Annotated in this window: 19 protein-coding genes and 1 tRNA gene; 2 read left to right on the top strand and 18 right to left on the bottom strand. The window is 48.8% G+C overall.

All coding sequences use genetic code 11. The annotated features are described in order from the left end of the window. Window positions 1-202: 202 nt before the first annotated feature. Window positions 203-925 carry a photosystem II biogenesis protein Psp29 gene (gene psb29 / locus H6F72_RS17430; RefSeq protein WP_190438641.1) on the top strand — a complete coding sequence of 241 codons (723 nt, stop codon included), beginning with the start codon at window positions 203-205 and terminating at the stop codon, window positions 923-925. Window positions 926-973: 48 nt separating this feature from the next. Here psb29 and H6F72_RS17425 read toward each other — a convergent pair whose 3' ends face one another. The 17 genes from H6F72_RS17425 to H6F72_RS17345 form a co-directional block, all read right to left on the bottom strand. After that, complete coding sequence (locus tag H6F72_RS17425) at window positions 974-1,969, bottom strand: CBASS cGAMP-activated phospholipase (RefSeq protein ID WP_190438261.1); 996 nt, start codon at window positions 1,967-1,969, stop codon at window positions 974-976. Window positions 1,970-2,167: 198 nt separating this feature from the next. Beyond that, complete coding sequence (locus tag H6F72_RS17420; protein ID WP_190438259.1) at window positions 2,168-2,926, bottom strand: phycobilisome rod-core linker polypeptide; 759 nt, start codon at window positions 2,924-2,926, stop codon at window positions 2,168-2,170. 125 nt (window positions 2,927-3,051) lie between these two features. Further along, window positions 3,052-3,795, bottom strand: a complete 744-nt coding sequence (locus H6F72_RS17415) for a phycobilisome rod-core linker polypeptide (protein WP_190438257.1) — start codon at window positions 3,793-3,795, stop codon at window positions 3,052-3,054. A 65-nt stretch (window positions 3,796-3,860) separates the two neighbouring features. Beyond that, window positions 3,861-4,706, bottom strand: coding sequence for a phycobilisome rod-core linker polypeptide (locus tag H6F72_RS17410; protein ID WP_190438254.1), 846 nt, complete (start codon window positions 4,704-4,706; stop codon window positions 3,861-3,863). Window positions 4,707-4,768: 62 nt separating this feature from the next. Next, window positions 4,769-5,437, bottom strand: a complete 669-nt coding sequence (locus tag H6F72_RS17405) for a HEAT repeat domain-containing protein (RefSeq protein ID WP_190438251.1) — start codon at window positions 5,435-5,437, stop codon at window positions 4,769-4,771. Between the two features lie 86 nt (window positions 5,438-5,523). Continuing rightward, the gene (locus H6F72_RS17400; protein ID WP_190438248.1) at window positions 5,524-6,375 is read right to left on the bottom strand and encodes a HEAT repeat domain-containing protein; all 852 of its coding nucleotides are present in this window, start codon (window positions 6,373-6,375) and stop codon (window positions 5,524-5,526) included. A 50-nt stretch (window positions 6,376-6,425) separates the two neighbouring features. Further along, window positions 6,426-6,761: a phycobilisome linker polypeptide gene (locus H6F72_RS17395; protein WP_190438245.1), complete on the bottom strand. Its 336-nt coding sequence runs from the start codon at window positions 6,759-6,761 to the stop codon at window positions 6,426-6,428. 127 nt (window positions 6,762-6,888) lie between these two features. Next, window positions 6,889-7,122: a phycobilisome linker polypeptide gene (locus tag H6F72_RS17390; protein WP_190438242.1), complete on the bottom strand. Its 234-nt coding sequence runs from the start codon at window positions 7,120-7,122 to the stop codon at window positions 6,889-6,891. Window positions 7,123-7,248: 126 nt separating this feature from the next. Beyond that, window positions 7,249-8,121 (bottom strand): phycobilisome linker polypeptide, encoded by an 873-nt coding sequence (locus tag H6F72_RS17385; protein ID WP_190438240.1) that lies wholly within the window; start codon window positions 8,119-8,121, stop codon window positions 7,249-7,251. A 128-nt stretch (window positions 8,122-8,249) separates the two neighbouring features. Further along, window positions 8,250-8,738 (bottom strand): phycocyanin subunit alpha, encoded by a 489-nt coding sequence (cpcA, locus tag H6F72_RS17380; protein ID WP_190438238.1) that lies wholly within the window; start codon window positions 8,736-8,738, stop codon window positions 8,250-8,252. An 83-nt stretch (window positions 8,739-8,821) separates the two neighbouring features. Beyond that, window positions 8,822-9,340, bottom strand: a complete 519-nt coding sequence (locus H6F72_RS17375; protein WP_190438236.1) for a phycocyanin subunit beta — start codon at window positions 9,338-9,340, stop codon at window positions 8,822-8,824. 566 nt (window positions 9,341-9,906) lie between these two features. Continuing rightward, the gene (locus tag H6F72_RS17370; protein WP_190438233.1) at window positions 9,907-10,872 is read right to left on the bottom strand and encodes an RluA family pseudouridine synthase; all 966 of its coding nucleotides are present in this window, start codon (window positions 10,870-10,872) and stop codon (window positions 9,907-9,909) included. Window positions 10,873-11,003: 131 nt separating this feature from the next. Then, a complete protein-coding gene (gene cobA, locus H6F72_RS17365) occupies window positions 11,004-11,819 on the bottom strand; it encodes a uroporphyrinogen-III C-methyltransferase (RefSeq protein WP_190438232.1) in 816 nt (271 codons plus the stop codon). 164 nt (window positions 11,820-11,983) lie between these two features. Continuing rightward, window positions 11,984-12,865, bottom strand: a complete 882-nt coding sequence (locus tag H6F72_RS17360; protein WP_190438229.1) for a sirohydrochlorin chelatase — start codon at window positions 12,863-12,865, stop codon at window positions 11,984-11,986. 330 nt (window positions 12,866-13,195) lie between these two features. Beyond that, complete coding sequence (locus H6F72_RS17355; protein WP_190438226.1) at window positions 13,196-13,756, bottom strand: Dps family protein; 561 nt, start codon at window positions 13,754-13,756, stop codon at window positions 13,196-13,198. 252 nt (window positions 13,757-14,008) lie between these two features. Then, window positions 14,009-15,568: a serine/threonine-protein kinase gene (locus tag H6F72_RS17350; RefSeq protein WP_190438223.1), complete on the bottom strand. Its 1,560-nt coding sequence runs from the start codon at window positions 15,566-15,568 to the stop codon at window positions 14,009-14,011. 139 nt (window positions 15,569-15,707) lie between these two features. After that, window positions 15,708-16,118 (bottom strand): DUF4359 domain-containing protein, encoded by a 411-nt coding sequence (locus tag H6F72_RS17345; protein ID WP_190438220.1) that lies wholly within the window; start codon window positions 16,116-16,118, stop codon window positions 15,708-15,710. Window positions 16,119-16,267: 149 nt separating this feature from the next. Here H6F72_RS17345 and H6F72_RS17340 point away from each other — a divergent pair. Then, window positions 16,268-16,340 (top strand) — tRNA-His (locus tag H6F72_RS17340). A 92-nt stretch (window positions 16,341-16,432) separates the two neighbouring features. Here the strand turns inward: H6F72_RS17340 and H6F72_RS17335 are convergent. Further along, window positions 16,433-16,999, bottom strand: a complete 567-nt coding sequence (locus H6F72_RS17335) for a hypothetical protein (RefSeq protein WP_190438218.1) — start codon at window positions 16,997-16,999, stop codon at window positions 16,433-16,435. Window positions 17,000-17,056: the final 57 nt, after the last annotated feature.

Here is a 17,056-nt window from a genome sequence, read left to right as displayed (position 1 = left end):
ATCGCTTGGTCGTGGTGCTCAAATTCACCACCAAGGTAGTAGGCTAAGGCCACTCATTCAGGTGAAAATTTCAGAGTAGGCGAGTCTCTGCAATCTCAAATTGTAGAATACAGAGACAGCCATCCTTGATTGGCGTGCTGTTGCCTTGGCAAACCTCCCGCCAAGCGAGACAATGAAGTTACTGATCCCCTGAATGCTTCCTGTGAATAACGTTCGCACCGTCTCCGATACTAAGCGCAACTTCTATACGGTTCATACCCGTCCCATCAACTCGATCTATCGACGAGTGGTGGAAGAGTTGATGGTAGAAATGCACTTGCTTTCGGTCAATGTTGACTTTCACTACGACCCAATTTACGCGTTGGGGGTTGTGTCTTCCTTTGACCGTTTTATGAAAGGCTATCGTCCTGAGCAAGATAAAGTCTCAATTTTCAATGCCCTTTGTCAAGCTTTAGGAGCCGACCCTCAAAAGTATCGTCAAGATGCTGAACAATTAAAAACCTTAGCGACTCAGGTATCGGCCCAAGAGTTGATTTCCCCAACTGGGCAACTTAGCAGCCTAGAGGGTGGTCAAGCGCTCCAAGAGACCCTGCAAGCGATCGCTGCCAGTTCTAAGTTCAAATATAGTCGCTTGTTTGCCATTGGCTTATTCACGATTCTGGAGTTGGCTGACCCAGAAATGGTGAAGGATGAAAAGCAGCGCACTGAGTTCCTGAAGCAAGTAGGAGCCACACTGCACTTGCCAGAGGATAAAGTGCAAAAAGATCTGGAACTATACCGCAGCAATTTGGAGAAAATGGCTCAGGCGCAAGCAGCGATGGAAGATATCCTCAACGCCGATCGCAAGCAACGTGAGCAAAGAGCACAGGCCAAGAGTGAAGCAGCCATTGCTGATGCTCCTAGAGACGAAGCTCCCTCCGCTTAAGGCAACCTCAACTAACCCTCAGCTAGCTTGTTCGATTGGTGAAGCAGGCTAGCTAACGACTAGTCCAGCAACTAGCTGGTGACAGAGTGAGTTCAGTTCCCGCTCATTGTTGTGAATCGTGTTTTGAGCAATTCGCTTGAGGAAAGCAATATTTTCGGGGCTGGCATTATCGATGTGGTTACCGCGATCGAGCTTACCGAGAGCATGGAGTGAAGCCTGAAAACGGTAGTAGCGCGGTGGGTTTTCCTCGTTAGCTAGCAACTCTTGTAATTGATAGTCTACGGTGTCACTGACGCCATCTGAAACAATATTAAAAATAGGGCGTGCCCACTCCAGTAAGCCCCAATTTTTGATCTGAGCATAGTTGAAACTAGTGGTTAGTTCACCTGTGCCGAGTGAAACCACCAAAAAATCATGGGCTTCTGGGTGATTTTTTCTGGCTTCCACGTAAGCACACATGGCGGGATTGTTAGCAAACACGCCACCATCAATAAAGGTGGAGGGCACCAAACCCTGATTCGATTTAGCTTGTAGCGGCTCAAAGTAAGTTGGGGCCGCAGAGGTGGCGCGAGCAACAGTTGCCATAGGAAAATTGCGATCGCTATCTGCCTTCGCTTTGCGACTTTTGAAAAAATAAGGACGCCGCAACTCAGTATCGTAGCTAGGCACCAAAACAGTCTTTAGCGCTTGGCTCAGCATGGTGTCGCCAAAGTACTGCCTGAGGACGGCTTCAATACCGATTGCTGGATATTTTTGATTGACTAAGCCGCGTATTTTACTCAGCGAAGACTTGGGGAAAATCCGTGCTCCTTCAGCTTCGTATAAATGTACGAGATTAGCTGCCGAATAGGCAGGTTTGCCGCTAGCGTTGGGCTTAGTTAAACCTAAAGCTAGGATGCCACCGGTTGAGGTTCCAGCAATGACATCGAATAATTCAGCGATCGCTTGGCCTGTGCGTTTCTCAATTTCGGCTAGGAGCATCGCCGGAATCACACCCCGGATACCACCGCCATCAATCGCTAAAACTTTAATCAGGCGAGACATAGAGTTTCCCTAGAAATAACTAGTGCGAACAAGTGCAACACTTTACACCCATGAATTTATAAAACTACTGGGTCTACCTACTGTTGTATCTAGAGAACTTACGGAACCGCGATCGGGCTCCATCAAGTTTTTAGTCAACAGTAACTAGACCCAGTTAAAAATTACTCGTTAGCCACTCCAAGGAGCGGGCTGTAAAGTTTAGCGTCTACCGCGCACAGGTACCTTGTTCAGGTAGTCAATGTCAAAAGCAGAAATCCGCTGTGCATAATTTCCTTTGGGTGCGATCGCAGCTGCAACATCCCGGAAGCGACGAGGATCGCCTTCAGGCAACTGCCGATCTTGGAACTTGCGAGTGTAGAATTTCTCCAAGGTGATGCGCCAGTCGGTGGTAGCAGTTCCAGCCACTTCCTGATAGTCTTCGCCGTAGCGAGGCAGGAAGGTAAAGGGCCGATTCTGCATCCGCTTCCGCTGATAAGGGACAGTGCTGTCCCCAAAGTTTTGGGTGTACTCTTCGCTATCTACTAAGGCATCAACGAAGCCGTGGAAGCCTAGAGTACCAATCTTGATCGACCAAGCGATCTTTTCATCTTGGTTGTAAGGTTCACGACCTAGCAAGCGCTTGAGGCAGACTTCTACCAAGCGGTAATTATCATTCACGCCTACCACCAAGGTGTAGAAGCGCTCTGATTTCGCCAATTCTCGGATGAAGTCACGAACCGTAATGGAGCCGTTTGCCAAGCGAGTTTCTAGAGTCACTTGACGGTTAAATCTCAGAACTAACTGTTCGTTAAAGACTTGACGATAAGCTGCCCAAATCAACTGGCGCAGTTCTTCGGGAGAGCTGACGTTCTCCGTCCGATAGATGTAAGGGGTGTCCTCGTTTTGGTCAGAAATACCAAAGCTACGAACCCGGTGATTTGGGGCAGTTGGTTTGTATGCAAGTAACGGCAATGCCATGCCAGAATCTCCCTTATGAAAATAGTTAAAAACTTACAATGCCTAGAGCGTGCAAACTGGATCACCCGCAAACTGCGTCGCCAAAGGAATTTGACAATTCCACGCCTCTCTTGGATTGTACGCTTTTAGCGGATCGGAAAACCAGCGGATGTATTGATTGAAGCGAGGGTGCCTGTGGGCTGCGCGTCGCGAGTGGTATTCGGAATCTGGATGTTAGCGGTTTTGACAGTCACAAACTTGGCTTGAGGCAGCTTGAGCGATCGCGCCATCTCCAAGAAGTTATTCACATCGCCCCACTTGTAGCGATCGCCTTCTTCCTTATCGCGCCAGTAGCTGTTGTAGCGTGGCGTGACTAAATTGAACGGGCGATCTTTATAGCGACGGCGCTGATAAGGCACCGTGTTGTCGCCAAAGTTTTGGGTGTACTCTTCGCTATCTACCAAAGCATCCACAAAGCCGCTCAGGCCTTGGGTCGCAATCTTGATTGACCAAGCGATTTCTTCGTCTTTGTTGTAGGGAGCACGGCCCAACAAGCGCTTGAGGGTTAACTCCACCACGCGATAGTTGGAATTGGTTTCTACAACTAGCCGCCAATACACATCGGACTTAGCCAAGCCCCGAATGAAATCGCGGACTGTAATCGCCCGATTTTTCAGTTGAGACTCTAAAGCCGTTTGGCGGTGGTTGCGGAGGGTTTCGTGCTCACTAAACACCTGACGGTAAGCAGCCCAAATGATTGCTTGAATATCATCGCTGGCGCTACCGCTATCTAGCTTATAGATATCGGAATTATCTTCGTTTGGCACTTCATAACCAGCAACTCGCTGATTTTGTGAAGAGGGTTTGTACTCTAGTAGAGGAATTGCCATCAGTAAACTCCTAAATAGTCCTGTAAGCGATCGCCCCGATTCATCAGTTTGAAACGTGGACTGAGTTAGACCTTGGGTTGAGTCGGAATATAACGGTAGGGCAGTGCTACATTGGTCCGCTTCACAGTGGGGGGTGGTGGCACATCATGGGTAGAAGCAGTCTGACCGGAGGTATAAGCTGCTGCGACACCCCGAGCCTGGTCAGTTGTTCGCTGATAGTTCATTTGAGGCACCAAGATACCTTGAGCCATATTCAAGAAGCTTGCCGGAATCCCTCTGCGAATGACTTGCAGATCGCGATCGCCCGCTTGGTACTGCCGACCTTGAGCAAACGCACTACTGCTACCTGAAGTAGACTTCTGGATCCGCCAGTAGTCGCTGTAACGAGGAGTCACTAAGTTGAAGGGTCTCCCCTCCATGCGTCGGCGCTGATAAGGCACGATGGAGTCACCAAAGTTTTGCTGATACTCATCGCTATCTACGACAGCGTCAATGAAGCCGTGCAAACCTCGTGTGGCAATCACAATTGACCAAGCGATTTGCTCATCTTTGCCGTAGGTAGCCCGCCCTAAGAAGCGCTTGAAGGTAATATCAACCAAGCGATAGTTCGAGTTGGTGTCGGCAACTTCACGACGGTAGACATCCGACTTTCCGAGGGCACGGATGAACTCCCGCACAGAAAGTTGACGGTTGCGTAGTTGCGACTCTAAGGCGAGTTGACGGTACTCTTCTAGAATTAAGTGCTCACTGAAGATTTGGCGATAGGCCGACCAAATCAACTCTTGCACATCCGACTGGGAAGCAGGTTCCCTAAAGCGGTAAGGCTGAGGAGCATCTTCATTGGGCACCTCGAAACCAGGAACCCGTTGATTCTGGGTTTTGGGTGTAACTTCAAGGAGTGGAATAGACATAGGTAACGTTTACCACTGTATCGAGGAACAGGTATCGAGTAACAAAAAATGACAGCCGATCGCTAGCCGATCGCTGCCAACTGATTGCTCAATGCGTTTAGTTGCTGCTGAGCCATTTCAGCTCTAGCACGCACAGCTAAGTCGGCATCGGTTTGAGCAATGTGATTGAACTGGGCTAAGATTCGTGCAGCCAGCTCCACTTCAGTCGCCTCTCCGGAGGAGGCTAAAGCTTGGAGACCCACTACCGCTGCATAACGAATGTCCCAATCTGGATGCTGGGCTAAGGCCAACAGTGACTGCAATGCCCGATCTTGAGCTGCTTGGCGTTGTTCATCTGGAAGTTGAGACCAGTGAAGTTGCCCAATCCCCTTAGTTGCTGCCCGACGTACACTCGGAGCAAAGTCAGTTTCTGCGGCATTAATGAGAACGTCTAAAGCTTGAGGGTCGGCGATCGCGGCTAAAGCTCGAAATGAGTAAGCCCTAGCGCCATAGTTGTAATCATCTAACCGCTCAATTAAAGGTTGAACTGCTGCTTCTCCCAACTCAACCAATCCTTGCACTGCAATCACAGCCGCTTCGGGGTTGTTGTAGCCCAGCGCTGAAATAAGTGTGGGAATGCCTGCCTCTAGACGAGCTTCTGCCAAAGCTTGAACTGCCACCACTAAACTAGCGGGAGTAGCCGCTTGTTCGATAGCAAAAATCAGATCAGAAGCGCAAGCAGAATGGGTCATAGCTGTATCAAGTTCAAGAAGATGGGCAATAGATTTTGAGGGAGTTCAATGAACTGAGTGCTGATGACCTCAAAATCCGTAACCGCCTACAGCAATGAGTCCAGCAAATTCATGACTCGCTCAGTAGACGGTGAAACCAAGACAGCCTCTAGCTGCTGCTTAAGATGGTTTTCTAGCAAGCTTTTAAGGGCCATTACTTTAAAGCTATTTTCCACAGAAGCTTGGGCAATCGCCTCAGCTCCTGACAAATAGCCACTCGCGCCCATATCTAGCAAAATCATGCGACGCATTTTCAGATCGCTATTGCCTAACTCTTGAACCAACCGTTCTCCATAAACCGGATCTTGAGTTAGCACATATAAAGCTCTTGCTGCTCCATGCCGCACCCGGTCCAACGAATGCTGGAGAAAGGGTTCGATCAGCGGTACTGCCTCTGTTACCTTTAAGGCTTCTAAGGTTTCCATTGCTGCCTCAGCAGGTTGCGTCAGGTGAGGTCGCCCTGGAAACAGTTGCACCGCTGCCACGCCGCCTTCTAGCCAAGACATCAAAACCGGAATGCAGGTGCGATCGCCCAACATGCCTAAAGACTGAGCCGCAGCTTCGCGGACATAATAGTCAGGGCAGTCTAAACAACCTAACAATCCTGGTACGGCCCGGTCGTCTGCCAGCTTCCCCAATGCCCGAACTGCATTTCGCCGCAGTGGATAGCCTCCTAGCTCAGTGCGATCGGCTTCATCCTCTAGGACGGCAATCAGAGCGTCAACGACTTCAGGTTCGCCTTTGGCAAACTTTCCCAGCCACCAAGCAGCATAATAACGGAGACTCAAGTCCTCATGAGTGAGGTTGGCGATCGCTTGCTCAACAGTTAAAGCTTCGCCAGAAGACTCAGTGGGTTGTGACTCTGATTCAAAAGACTGCTGTAGGCTGGTTTCGGACATGAATCTAACAGGTTCAGCACAGGAACAGGGAACAGACAATGGCACCCAAGTTAACCTTTGGCAACGGGTGCGGCTGTCACGTTATCAGCTTCTGCGGTCGCCTCAATATTCTGATGTGCCGCCGTCGCCTCTGCTTTTGCTTGAGGATGATCAGCGTTCAGAGGTTCAATGCTGACAATCTTGCCGCCCAAACGATTAATCCGCTGCATCTCTTCACTCATGCGACCGTAGGGTACAGTGACGTAAGTACTGCCACTACGGCGAATCGGATAGCTGAGCTTATTAGAGCGATAGGTTTGACGCAGACCCCGCACTTCAACCCGAAACATGCGGCTAGCAGAATCATCCACCGAGGTATTGCTTCCTAAGGAACTTTGACCAAACATAATTGCAACAACTCCCTCATCAAAACTTAGAAGATTAGCTCTGGGACGAAATCAATCCAGTGTGAATCGAACCAGTGTGAATCGAATGGGAGCAAAAAGCTTCACTCCCTGGTGCCATAGGCACTAACTAAGCAGAGACCGAGGTGATGTTGACAATCTTGCCGCCCAAACGGCTAATTCGCTGCATTTCTTCATTCATGCGACCGTAGGGCACAGTTACATAGGTGCTACCGCTGCGACGAATCGAGTAGTTGAGCTTGTCAGCTTCTTCGTTTTGACGCAAGCCTTGAACTTCAAAGCGAAACATGCGGCTAGCGGAATCGCTTAAAGAAGCTTTTCCTAAAGCAGTTTGACCAAACATCGTTACAATAGCTCCTATGAAGTTGAACTAGATGATTGCAGGCAGTAATGGCAAGCTCATTAAATTGATGCCTGCCATTACCGTCTTTTCTTAAAGACTTAATTCAGTAAGATGCGATTAGCAGCCTTAAGCAGGCGTAACGCTGACAATTGTGCCGCCCATGCGATGAATCTGCTGCATCTTGGGGAGCATCTGCTCGTAGGGAATGAGATAAGCAACACTGCTGCGACGGACTTTTGGATATCCAGGGTTGCGAATTCCTGTCACCTCTAGACGATAAATCCGTCCGCCTTCGCCCCAAGAGCCACCCAATGCCTTGTTGGGAGTGTCATCACCAACGCTGCTATGGAAGCTACGGCTACCTTCACCCGTAGGCTTTACGATGCTAGAAGCGCGGTTCTGAGCCAACTCGCGGAATACGTGAGGAGCTTTACCTGCAACTTGAGCGCGATCGCTATTGGCATAACCCCGATAAAGGCGGAACATGCGGGTAAAGCCCGTGGTTCTAACACCAGGATCAACCGAGAAGCCACGGTAGTAAGGAACTACGTTGTTGCCAAAGTTATCTTCGTATTCAGCACTGTCGATGTAAGAGTCGATTTCAGCGTCGTAACCTTTTTCGTTGTAAAGGTTAAGGTGAAAATTGATTTCGTCTTCTGAATAGGGAGCACGACCGAGTAAGTGCTTGTAATTCAGTTCAATAAAGCGCGTATTGGAATTAGGAAAAAGAAATTTGTTTTTATAAAGGTCGGACTTCGCGATCGCTCGGACAAACTCCCGCACCGTGATGTTGCCTTGGCGGAGTTGAGACTCGCTATTACTGAGGCGCTCAGACTTCATCACGTAGTCATTGCCTAAAACTTGGCGATAGGCAACCCGGATTACGGCCCGGAGATCATCTTCTGACCAGTCTGGACGCAATTCTACTCTGGTCGCATCAAAAGCAGAAACACCGAGCTTCCCTGCTGCCGCCAAATTGGACGCTGCTAAACCGCTCATGCATGCCCTCCCAACACAAAAGATTTTCGAAGATTCTTATATTCAAATTGAGAAAAACAATGCCCGGGAAGATAAACAACTGCTAACACTCGCCAGCACTTGCATATCTTTCCGGGCCATGCGTTCAATTAGCTTAGAGCGTTGATCGCGTAGTCGATGTAAGCGTTAGCTTCTACAGCAGCTTGTCCGGTGATACCGTGGTTAGCTTTGATGTGCTTCAGAGCTTCAACGTACCAGCTGTTGGAGAGGTCGAAGGTCCGGTGCATTTCATCTAGACCAGCGAGGAGGTACTCATCCAAAGGACCTGTGCCACCAGCTACCAAGCTGTAAGTGATGATGCGCACGTAGTAACCGATGTCACGAGCACACTTGGACTTACCACGAGCATCAGAAGCCATGTTGTTGCCAGCTTGCTGAGTGGTGTAAGGGAATTTTTGGTAAACAGCATTAGCTGCACCATCAACCAACTTTTGAGCATTGCTGGTCAAAGCACGAGCAGCTTCCATAGCAGCAGCGGCACGCTCATAGCGACCATAAACTTGGTGCATCTCAGCGTTGCTGAGGAAACGGCCTTGAGTATCTGCTGCGGCGATCGCTTCGGTAATGGGGGTCTTCATAGTTACGGTATCTCCCTAAATATCCTGTTCTGCAAAGTTTTTGTAGAAACGTATTCCGTGACTTGGTTGAAACAGAGGCTCAATTAGCCAACTGCAGCAGCAGCGCGGTCGAAGTAGCTAGCGAGTTCGGAGACCAACGCACTGCAATCGCCCTTGGTGATACCGTTGGGGTCGTTAGCAACTGCGATCGCAGCATCCTTCATTTTTTGAACGCCAGAAGCCACAGAACCACCAGGTACACCTAGAGCTTGGTAGGTCTCGCGGAGGCCATTCAAGCAGCGATCGTCAAGAACACTGGAATCACCAGCGATGGTTGCGTAGGTTACATAACGCAAGATGATTTCCATGTCGCGGAGGCAAGCAGCCATCCGACGGTTGGTGTATGCGTTACCGCCGGGTTGGATCAACTGAGGCTGTTCTTCGAACAAAGCGCGAGCTGCATTAGCAACGATGGTGGAAGCGTTGCCAGTGATGCGGTTAACAACATCCAGGCGCTTGTTGCCTTCTTTAACCATGTTGGTCAAAGCATCGAGCTGAGAGGTGCTGAGGAATTCACCCTTAGCATCAGCCTGAGAAACAACCTTGGCGAATGCATCTAACATGGACTTTTTCTCCTAATTTTGACTTGAGTTTGAATCTGGATTCAGAGCTGGGATGTTAGTTCAGCCACTTGAAGCTGCTCAGGTAGCCCAGAAAGGTTGCAACAGACATCAACCAAAACTATTTAGCTCTCCCACCCTCTAACTCGTTACCGACGGTAAAAGTAAAGGCAATTTAAGAAATCTGAGAAAATTTCATATTTGTATGAGAGAACTCAAAACTCAATAACTCGGCGCTTTGGTCAACTTTTGCCTGTTGTTTATACCCTTCAGGTTATTTTTATACACCGCGGTAAAGGCTTTATTTATTACAAGTTATTAAAACCAGCAAATCTATGCGAACGATTAATTCAAATCCTTATCAATCAAAGGCTTCAGCCGACCATTAACCAGAAAATTCAAAACATTTCGTTACATTTTTGTAGAGTATTTATACTTAGTCACTACCAGTTAATAGTTTTATAGATTCTTAATAAAACCTCAAAACTAGATATAGCAAAGGATCTAAATTTCGAGCTGTTTCTTGTAAACTCCGCTCTTGTGTAGATATGTGTAACGCAAATTTTCGACTAAATCTTTAAGTTTGGTAAAGCAATTCGTTTCTTTAAGACTTCCAACAGCGTCTTAAAAACAGGCGGAGGAGGGGCTGTCGCTTCGATCCAGTCATTTGAGACAGGGTGCTGCAATCGGAGTTTCCAAGCATGTAGTGCTTGACCTGGCAGGTTTACACCGATAGGGCGCTGGGAACTGTAAACCGGATCTCCGACGATGGGATGACCTATATGGCCACTGTGGACCCGAATTTGATGAGTGCGGCCAGTTTCTAGCTGAAAGTGCATCAGCGTGTAGTTCCCCAAGCGCTCCAATACTCGCCAATGGGTCACAGCTCGGCGTCCTCCCTTTGCTTCCACAACGATCGCCATTTTTTTACGGTCTACCGGATGCCGACCGATGGGCAGGTCAATGGTGCCACTTTCGGCGTTGGGGGAACCGTAAACCACAGCTAGATATTCCCGGCGAGCCGTTTTTGCTTTTAGTTGGGCTTGTAAGTGGTGATGGGCCTGGTCAGTTTTAGCGATCGCGATCGCGCCACTGGTGTCTTTGTCGAGACGATGGACAATTCCCGGTCGCTGCACGCCGCCAATTCCAGGCAGAGTATTTAATCCAGACAAAGTTTGACAGTGAGCCAACAGCGCGTGTACCAGCGTGCCCGAGTCATGTCCCGGTGCGGGATGGACCACTAGCCCAGCAGGCTTATTTACAATCAGTAGATGGTCGTCTTCGTAGAGAATATCAAGGGGGATGGCTTCAGGTTGCAACTCCAGCGGTTGTGCTTCAGGAATCTCGACCTGTACGCGATCGCCCATCTGCACAGTAGCCTTCTTAGAGGTGCAGACTTGACCATTTACCTGCACTTGGCCTTGCTCAATCAGCTTTTGCAGCCGCGAACGAGACAAGTCAGGCAGTTGCTCCGATAGCCAGCGATCGAGCCGTTCGCCAGCCTGTTCAACCTGTAAATTAACTTCTGAAGCCAAAGTAACCAGCCCTCAAAACCGAATCATGGATGCGCTTCTTCCATTGTCGGTTGTGCAGCCGCTCCAAGACTATCTGCAGTCGCTATTTAGCTACAACGAGGAATAAGTTCTCACTTCTCACTCATTACTCATTACAGCCCACGCCTTACCCCCAACTCCGAAGGTCGAGAACCAGAAAGCAGCCCATGTAAATTAACGACCGAGCCAATCACCGCGATCGCCGGAGCACTAAACTCAGCGGCTTCCATCTGGGCCACGATGGTGCTGAAGGTGCCAATCAGTTCTTCTTGGTCGGGACGAGTGCCCCAGCGGATTAAGGCGATGGGGGTCTCTGCTCCCAGTCCAGCCGCTTGCAGCTCGCTCAGGATGTAGGGCAAGTTGTGAATGCCCATATAGACCACGATTGTTTCTGAGCCGTGGGCGAGCGCAGCCCAATTTACCTCTGGACGATACTTGCCAGCAGATTCGTGACCTGTGACAAAGGTGACAGAAGAACTGTGCGATCGATGGGTGAGGGGAATTCCAGCGTAGGCAGGGGCAGCAATTCCAGAAGTTACCCCTGGCACCACTTCTACAGGCACTCCTGCCTGGATCAAGTCTTCCATTTCCTCGCCGCCACGCCCAAACACAAACGGGTCGCCTCCCTTCAAACGCACGATCACGGCTTGAGTTTGAGCTTTCTCAATTAGTAGTTGGGTCGTTTCTTCCTGAACTAGGGAGTGCCGCCCTCGCCGCTTGCCTGCATTGATTTTCTCAGCGTGGGGATTAATCAAGTCCAAAATCTGCGGACTAACCAACGCATCGTAGATGACGACATCGGCGCACTCCAGCAAGGTCTTGCCTTTTACCGTCAGCAATCCGGGGTCTCCTGGCCCTGCCCCAACTAGATACACTTTACCGAGGCAGATTCGAGTCGGAGCAGGCGCAAGGTTAGCTTCAGCAGTCATAGAAGTTTTGAGGCAAGCGGGGAGAGGAGGAACCGAAAATCGTGCACCAACTGAATTGGCAATGTTTCAGCCTAAGAGAGTTGGTTTCACAAAACTGAAAGATTTGATACAAAAAATACCCAATTTTGACCTGCTATTTGCTAGCAAGTTGCATAGGGCGATCGCTAGCTGGGGACAGTACTCAAGGCAAGGTCTAAAACCAGGGAGGCTAAAGCTGGGCTGGTTCCTATTGGCTCGGCCAACGTGAGTTCTATCTCTGGAAATTGCCAAGACAGCCGAGTCACTAACTGAGCGATCGCATCTGTGATTCCTCCAGCGAACAAGAAATAAGGCAGGATGCCAACTCGGTGATGTCCCATCTGCACCAAGTCAGCCACAGTCGATTCCAGATTGGGTGGAACTGACCAATAAGCTGGCATAGCTTTCAGTTGTGTGGCGATCGCCTCAATGGGCGCATTTGCCTCAGGGCGGCGACTCCCATGCGACAGCAAAATCCAAACATCTACGCTAGCCGCAGCCATCTGATTTGCTAAGAGTTGCACCAAGTTCGGGTGCGTGCCCAAGTAAGGGCAAATCTGTAAATTAAGGTGTGAATCTAAAGCGGTTTGAGCCAATTCCACTTCGGTAGGAATGTCTTCCATCACATGCACCCCAGGCAACAAAAACAGGGGAACTAATTGCATGAGTGAAGATTCAATCTGAAGCACTTGCTGCCGCTTTAAGGCCAAAATGCGATCGCCAAATTGTTGAATTTGTTGATGTAGAGGCTGAGGGCCTAGCTCTAGGCAAGCAGTTCCAACTAAAGGCAATCGTGGATTACTAATAGTCGCTGGAGTTGAAGCAACAGTCGGTGTGAGCCAGCCTTCTGCTGAGTAAGGGCTACCAACATAACTTAAGCGCGGTGCCACATCTTGGCCCTCATCCCATAAGTGATAGCGCTGTTGAATCTCTTTGCTGACCAATAGCGCTAACTGTTCCACCGCGATCGCAGGCCGAGGATCACGGCTACCATGAAACACCAACAAATAGGCAGAGGGTAAGTTCAAGAGTGCGCCGAAAAGATAGAGGTCTTCTTTGTAAATTGTATCTTTCCAATCTCAATACTTTGTATAAATAGTCGCTGTTTATCTCACAAATCTGCAATTTCTACCACTCAAATAGAACGGCGAGTAAAACAATTTAGCGCAGCCTAATTTCTTAGGGTTGTGACTGAAATGGATGAGCTGAAGAAAACAACAAGCTAAAATGCAAAATTCTGGTCAAAGTTACAACTTTTTTAGATTTAGAACTTCTGGCCAAAAAGAAAGGTGCCTAATGGCACCTCAGCGAAGTTTAGCGAAAAGTGTAGTTGGGTTTACAACCTTTTGGCAAAACCTTTAATTACTCGAATTAGCTGCCTGAACAAAGGCCAAGGTTAGGCTGTCGTGAGTCAGGAAATGAGACAGGTGGAACGCTCGGTCTTCCGTCTTCAGCAAGATTTGCTCATAGAGGTAGCGAGTAGCGCGATCACCTAAGCTTTCAGCTTGACCTGCTTGACGACGCAGCAGCTTGATTAGGGCTTGCTCCGCTTGCAAGTCGTTCTCTACCATTTGACGGCAAGAGAAAACCCCATCTGGCTCTGGAGTAAAGCAGCACAGTTCTGCCAGCTTCGTAAAGCTAGCCACTGGCACACCACCCAAACCATCTAAGCGTTCGCCCACATCATGAGCATGGCCTTGGACAGCTTCGTAACCTTCCGAGAAAAATTCGTGTAGGGAATAAAATTCTGCACCTTCAACGACAAAATGGTGCTTTTGATATTGCAGATAGAGCGCCTGGAAACTTGCGAGGGCAATATTTAGCCCTTCACAGACAGGAACAGTTACACTCCGCTCCAACAAAATTGGATTATCGTAAACCTGGTCAACAGAACGTAATAAGTTTTGAGTTTCAGACATCGTTTCCCCTCCCGTGTCACTGTCTTCAAGACTGTGAATAAGCTCAATTTACCATGCTGATTCTGATAGTCAACATAGAGATCTATTTCTATTAGGAATGATTGTCAATACACTTAGAAATTCTGCTGGAGAAAATTTTACTCAGATCGCGATCGCCCTTATTTTCGTAGACCTTCAGCTTCAATTAAGTGAGATTAATTCACATAAATAAAATTTGGAATTTTATAATCTCTACAACTTTCCTGGTGGAGCTCAAGCTGGGTTTACTCCAATTTTCTTCACAGATTGAGGGCTACATTCAGTTAATTTTGTCGCGATCGCTTCCATATGTCGCCACCAGTAGGAGCCTCCTACCCAAACTCGTGAAGGTAAATGGCCGATCGGCGCGGAACGGTTGAATTTGAGGCTGCTATAGCTAGAAGTGGAGTTGTGCAGAGGCCAGCCCACTCGTTGGCAAAAGCTGCCGTAATCTGCACCGACACTTTGATAGACCTGGACTTGCACCGTCCAACCAAACCGCCTCTGGCTGTGTTTCATCCACAAGCCATCGATCGACTGCAAGTCTTCACAGGGCAATTTGCTCAGGTCACCGGGCAGCAAATAGCGACCCAACGGCTTACCTAAAGCTTGACAGAGCACAGCCCAAGTCTCTTGGTCAGCTTCTTTCCAATGGGCTGCGGCTAACAAATCTCGCAACTTTGTATAGTCCACTCCGATGGCTGAGCTTAACTGACCAGGGCAATGAGTTGGAGTAACCGCAGAGGATCGCGCTGAGGCCGAGGTGAGTGGCGATAGATGCAGAGCCCGAGCCTGAACCGAGGTAAGCTGACTCGTGATTTGACTGGCATTGATAGCTTGCAACACTTCATCCACTGACTGATAGCGCTGACTGATAGCCTCTTGGAGAAGTTTGTCTAGAATCTGCCCCAAGCGATCGCTAATTCTGGTTCCCTTGAGCAAAAAATCGCGCCACGCCCAGTGGTTGTTGGCAATGTCGAACATATCTAACGCAGGCACTTGGGTCAGCAGATGAATGCAGGTGACTCCCAAACTGTAAAGATCGCTGGCAGGCACAACCTTACCTTTGATTTGCTCCGGTGGCATATACTCTGGGCTGCCAATAATCGTGCCAGTGCAAGGCGTAGGGCTAGCTAGAGATTTTGCCACGCCAAAATCAATCAACACTAATTTGCGATCGCTCAATGACTCCACCAGCGATCGAGCTGCTGGGTCGATTCCTGAAGCAGATAAACCAGACCAGCCTGAGCTTCCCTGTGGCAACGTTGGAGTCCGGTTGTAGCGAATAATATTGGCAGGTTTAATATCTCGATGAATGACTTGGTGCTGATGGATAAACTGCAACACAGGCAGCAAGTCTTGCAGCAATTCCCAAATCTTGCCCTCGCTAAATCTGCCTTGTTCATGCAGTTCCTGTGCCAGGGTCTGCCCACTAATCCAGGCTTGGACTAAGTACAGGCGTTTTTCTTGCTCAAAGTGGGCGAGTAATCTGGGAATTTGAGGATATTCCCCCAACTCTTGCAAGCGCATTGCTTCCCGGTGAAACAGCTCCACTGCCTTTGTGAAGTGGCTGCCTGTATGTCTCGGCACATGCAGTTGCTTAATAACGCAAAGCGGCTTGAAGGGGAGATCCTCATCTATGGCTAAAAAGGTTCTACCAAACCCGCCTCGACCTAACGGTTGGAGGGGCCGATAACGCTCTCTGAGTAACAGGCGACCTCCACAATGCTGACAAAACTGAGTAGCACTGGGGTTGGTCGGTCGTTGGCAATCCGGATTCAGGCAGTAGCTCATGGGCGATCGCGGATTAGGTAATGTTCTATACCTAAAGGATTTTTGAGCTGCTAGAACAATTTCTCACAATTCTTGAATATTGCTTCAGCCACCAAGTACTACAAGCGTTAAACGCAACCCGCTAGCTGACGCGATCGCCCTACCGTCTTTGGGCTTTGTGAATATAGAAAGTGTTGAATGCCCCGACCGTCTCAAAACGGTAAGCGGGCAAAAAAGAGCCACCAAGCGAGAGATAAGGCGGCAGGAGTGAATTGATCGACAAATCAGTTTGGTAAGTACTAAAGAAGATATAGTCTTGGCGCTGGGTATTTTCAGCGATTAGTTGCTCCATCTCGCCACGATTGTTGGCGGCTAAGGAGAGACAGCGCTTTTGCAAGCCGAAGGCAGTGGGAGCTTGAGAGCAAATATTATCTTTTAAATATGCGCCTAGCTGCTCAGCCGCATACTTGTTGTAAGCCGCTTCACTCGGATTAGTTACTGCTGAGCCAACTCCCACGCCTAGCAGAGCCACCAATCCAGTCAACAATGCGGCTGTCCTGACACCTTTCATAAAACCCTGCTAAGAATTGCTCTGCCGTGATCTGTGCTGAGTGAATCGCTCGATTTACCCATTACAGATTAACTGATTGCAAATCCAGTTTTTTTGCTCCCAGATCTGGAGAATTTTCTCAAAGGGGTGCTATACTTAGAAACGCAATGGCGAGCGTGGCCAAGAGGTTAAGGCAGTGGATTGTGGTTCCACTACTCGCGGGTTCGAGTCCCGTCGTTCGCCCTTATTTCAGCGACCAACGTAAATAGCTGATATAGATTTGGTCTAAAAAGCACCTACTTTAAGTTAAAGGGGTGCTTTTTTAGTTGGGACGACTACGCTTGCAATTTCACGGGAGCTTGCAGGAGTTCGACATTCCTAATCTCAAGAATGCCGCTACTTTCAAAGTCGATAAGGACCTGAACTTTAGCAGGGGTAGTGTCTTGCTTGAAATGAGCGCGAATTTCAAACGAATGGAAATCTTCAGTTGGTGAAACGCTTTTCGACCAAGCTTTTGCCGATGTGCCTACTTGCCTTTGCTTACACAAACCCAACTTCACTGTGATTGCTTTTTCGGTATTTAGTGCCTTTGCTTGAAATCGGCAGGCAAGGACACATTCTGGGTCAGTAGGTTCGGCGATTTCGAACAAAATGACCTTTCGTAGAGGCTCGTTGTCAATTAGGCGTAGGGAATTATCTTCATAGGCTTCAAGCCGCCAGCTTTCCCCAACGATCGCAATGCCTCCTTTTGTGATGGTTGAATCAGCAATCGTGAATTGGCGGATGAGGGTAAATGGTTCTGCGGGTTCAGGAACAGCGAGACGTTTTTCAAGCTCTTTGGCAGCTTCCTGCACTTTAGAACCAATCAAGCCCGTCAAATTCTTGAATAGCTCATCAAACATAAGAATGATTCTAAAGACACAACGCCTCTATCATTCCCAAATCTAAATTATAGGCTC

The sequence above is a fragment of the Trichocoleus sp. FACHB-46 genome (assembly GCF_014695385.1).
Taxonomy (GTDB): domain Bacteria; phylum Cyanobacteriota; class Cyanobacteriia; order FACHB-46; family FACHB-46; genus Trichocoleus.
Note: the sequence above shows the minus strand (reverse complement) of the source record. Positions and strands in the feature narration are given on the sequence as shown.

Bases quoted from the DNA above. Each gene is read 5' to 3' on its own strand.
- H6F72_RS17425 (WP_190438261.1), bottom strand. From the start codon at position 1,969: ATGTCTCGCCTGATTAAAGTTTTAGCGATTGATGGCGGTGGTATCCGG.
- H6F72_RS17420 (WP_190438259.1), bottom strand. From the start codon at position 2,926: ATGGCATTGCCGTTACTTGCATACAAACCAACTGCCCCAAATCACCGG.
- H6F72_RS17415 (WP_190438257.1), bottom strand. From the start codon at position 3,795: ATGGCAATTCCTCTACTAGAGTACAAACCCTCTTCACAAAATCAGCGA.
- H6F72_RS17410 (WP_190438254.1), bottom strand. From the start codon at position 4,706: ATGTCTATTCCACTCCTTGAAGTTACACCCAAAACCCAGAATCAACGG.
- H6F72_RS17405 (WP_190438251.1), bottom strand. From the start codon at position 5,437: ATGACCCATTCTGCTTGCGCTTCTGATCTGATTTTTGCTATCGAACAA.
- H6F72_RS17400 (WP_190438248.1), bottom strand. From the start codon at position 6,375: ATGTCCGAAACCAGCCTACAGCAGTCTTTTGAATCAGAGTCACAACCC.
- H6F72_RS17395 (WP_190438245.1), bottom strand. From the start codon at position 6,761: ATGTTTGGTCAAAGTTCCTTAGGAAGCAATACCTCGGTGGATGATTCT.
- H6F72_RS17390 (WP_190438242.1), bottom strand. From the start codon at position 7,122: ATGTTTGGTCAAACTGCTTTAGGAAAAGCTTCTTTAAGCGATTCCGCT.
- H6F72_RS17385 (WP_190438240.1), bottom strand. From the start codon at position 8,121: ATGAGCGGTTTAGCAGCGTCCAATTTGGCGGCAGCAGGGAAGCTCGGT.
- cpcA (WP_190438238.1), bottom strand. From the start codon at position 8,738: ATGAAGACCCCCATTACCGAAGCGATCGCCGCAGCAGATACTCAAGGC.
- H6F72_RS17375 (WP_190438236.1), bottom strand. From the start codon at position 9,340: ATGTTAGATGCATTCGCCAAGGTTGTTTCTCAGGCTGATGCTAAGGGT.
- cobA (WP_190438232.1), bottom strand. From the start codon at position 11,819: ATGACTGCTGAAGCTAACCTTGCGCCTGCTCCGACTCGAATCTGCCTC.
- H6F72_RS17355 (WP_190438226.1), bottom strand. From the start codon at position 13,756: ATGTCTGAAACTCAAAACTTATTACGTTCTGTTGACCAGGTTTACGAT.
- H6F72_RS17350 (WP_190438223.1), bottom strand. From the start codon at position 15,568: ATGAGCTACTGCCTGAATCCGGATTGCCAACGACCGACCAACCCCAGT.
- H6F72_RS17345 (WP_190438220.1), bottom strand. From the start codon at position 16,118: ATGAAAGGTGTCAGGACAGCCGCATTGTTGACTGGATTGGTGGCTCTG.
- H6F72_RS17335 (WP_190438218.1), bottom strand. From the start codon at position 16,999: ATGTTTGATGAGCTATTCAAGAATTTGACGGGCTTGATTGGTTCTAAA.